Below are 2246 nucleotides of genomic sequence, written 5' to 3'. Positions count from 1 at the left end.
CATTCTTGTCGGGCGGCTTCATAAATCCCTGGGTCGGCCAAGACCTGTGCGGAGGGTTAGCATGGAGCCCTGCATCTTCCGAATTCCCGATCAATCGATCGATTTCCACATCCCGCCTCAACATCAGCTTGAGCAGAAAGAAAGACCCATGAAAGCCATCTGGAACGGCGCAGTGATTGCGCAAAGCGACGACACCGTGGTGGTGGAAGGCAACCACTATTTCCCTGAAAGCGCGCTCAACCGCGACTACGTGACCTTCAGCAACCACCACACCATGTGTTCTTGGAAAGGCCAGGCCAGCTACTACTCGTTGCTGGTCAACGGTGAAATGAACACCGATGCCGCCTGGTATTACCCCAATCCCAAGCCCGAAGCCGACAACATCAAGGGCCATATTGCCTTCTGGAAGGGCGTGAAGATCGAGCCCTGACGCACCAGCCTGAGGCTGCTGCTGCCGGGAGGCCCGATGAACGCCTGAAGAGGGCGGGTTTACCCTGAATCTTCAGCGTTTGCCTGGAAAATTTGCCATGTAATATGTATGCTTATTAAAAATGACCCTTCCGGGCCGTTGCCAATAAGGAGACTTCATGACGCCTTCCGCGGCCGATCCAGCGCTGATCGAAAAACTCGTGATGGCCAACCGCATCCTGTACGACCAGGGTGTGGTGGACGGCTTCGGCCATGTGAGCGTGCGCCACGACAAGTCACCTGAACATTTCCTGCTGTCCTGCAACCGCGCCCCCGGCCTGGTCAAAAAAGCTGACATCCTGACCTACGACCTCAATGGGGACCTGGTGGGTGAGTCCACGCTGCGTTCTTACCTGGAGCGCTTTATCCACGGCGAAATCTATCGCGCGCGGCCTGACGTGATGGCGGTGGTGCACAGCCATTCCCCTAGCGTGATTCCTTTCGGCGTGACCGGCCAGCGCCTGCGCCCCATCTTCCACATGAGCGGTTTTTTGGGCAGCGGCTCGACGCTGTATGAAATTCGCGAGTCCAACGGCAACACCGACCTGCTGATCCGCGACATGGGCCTGGGCAAAGACCTCGCCAGGGCACTGGGCCAGCACACCTGCGTGCTGATGCGCGGCCACGGTTCGACCGTAGTGGCGCCTTCGCTGGAGCGCGCGGTTTACCGGGCGGTCTATGCCGAAGAAAATGCCAGACTGCAGCTCACGGCATCGGCCCTGGGCCCTATCGAATTCCTGACGCCCGAAGAAGCGGACCTGGCCATGGCGACGAATGAGGGCCAGGTCATGCGGCCGTGGGAATTGTGGAGCCGCAGTATCGGCGCTATTGAATAAACAGCCCGTACAAACGAAAGAGGAAAGAGGCGATTCATGAAATTTCCAAAGCTCCTGGCCCTGGTCACCTTGATGTCACTGACCTGCATGACAGCAACGCAGGCGCTGGCGCAAGCCTATCCATCACGCCCCGTGCGCATCATTGTTCCTTATGGCACCGGCGGCGGCTCCGACATCCTGGCGCGCCAGATCGGCGCACGCCTGCAGACCCTGTGGGGGCAGGGCATAGCGGTCGACAACCGTGCGGGTGCCTCCGGCAATATCGGCACGGAAGCCGTGGTCAAGGCGCCGGCAGACGGCTACACGCTGCTGCTGCAAAACAGCACCATGGTGGTCAACCCGGCCGTGAACGGCAAGCTCAACTACGACCCCGAAAAAGACCTGACACCCATCATGCTGCTGGGCCTCACGCCGATCGCGCTGGTGTCTCATCAAAGCACCAACATCAAGACGATTCAGGAACTGGTCACCTATTCCAAAGCCAACCCGGCAGCGCTGAGCTACGGCTCCTGTGGCGTCGGCACACCGCAGCATTTCGTGATGGAACTGGTCAAGCAAAAGTCTGGTGTCAGTGCTACCAATGTCGGCTACAAGGGCTGTGCCCCTGCGCTGACCGACGTGGTGGGCGGCCAGGTGCAATTGGCCATCCTCAGCGCCAACCTTGCTGCGCCGCACATCAAGACCGGCAAGCTCAACGGCATTGGCGTGTCGACCGCTACGCGCTATGACCTGATGCCCCAGGTGCCGACCTTTGAAGAGCAGGGCCTGAAGCCGCTGGACTTTTCCATCTGGTATGCGCTGATGGGCCCGGCCAAAATGCCGCCCGAGGTGGTTGCCAAAATTTATGCGGACGTTCAAAAAGTATTGGCCGAAGCCGCCGTGAGGGAAAACCTTTCAGGAGCAGGCGTGGAGCCCCTGAGCGGCGACGGCGCCGTGCTTGCC

At 59.6% G+C, this 2246-nt stretch carries 3 protein-coding genes; all 3 read left to right on the top strand.

The window, feature by feature from the left end; translation table 11 throughout:
• Nucleotides 1–148: 148 nt before the first annotated feature.
• On the top strand, nucleotides 149–430 hold the full coding sequence (locus tag AC1D1P_RS21460; protein WP_477674366.1) for a DUF427 domain-containing protein: 282 nt from the start codon (nucleotides 149–151) through the stop codon (nucleotides 428–430).
• 157 nt (nucleotides 431–587) lie between these two features.
• Nucleotides 588–1304: a class II aldolase/adducin family protein gene (locus AC1D1P_RS21455; protein WP_477674365.1), complete on the top strand. Its 717-nt coding sequence runs from the start codon at nucleotides 588–590 to the stop codon at nucleotides 1302–1304.
• A 36-nt stretch (nucleotides 1305–1340) separates the two neighbouring features.
• Nucleotides 1341–2246: Bug family tripartite tricarboxylate transporter substrate binding protein (locus tag AC1D1P_RS21450; RefSeq protein ID WP_477674364.1), on the top strand; the 906-nt coding region annotated here is incomplete at its 3' end.

Source organism: Polaromonas sp. P1_E1_2, assembly GCF_056406035.1.
Note: the sequence above shows the minus strand (reverse complement) of the source record. Positions and strands in the feature narration are given on the sequence as shown.

Coding starts and splice junctions, on each gene's coding strand:
- AC1D1P_RS21455 (WP_477674365.1), top strand. CDS start 588: ATGACGCCTTCCGCGGCCGATCCAGCGCTGATCGAAAAACTCGTGATG.
- AC1D1P_RS21460 (WP_477674366.1), top strand. CDS start 149: ATGAAAGCCATCTGGAACGGCGCAGTGATTGCGCAAAGCGACGACACC.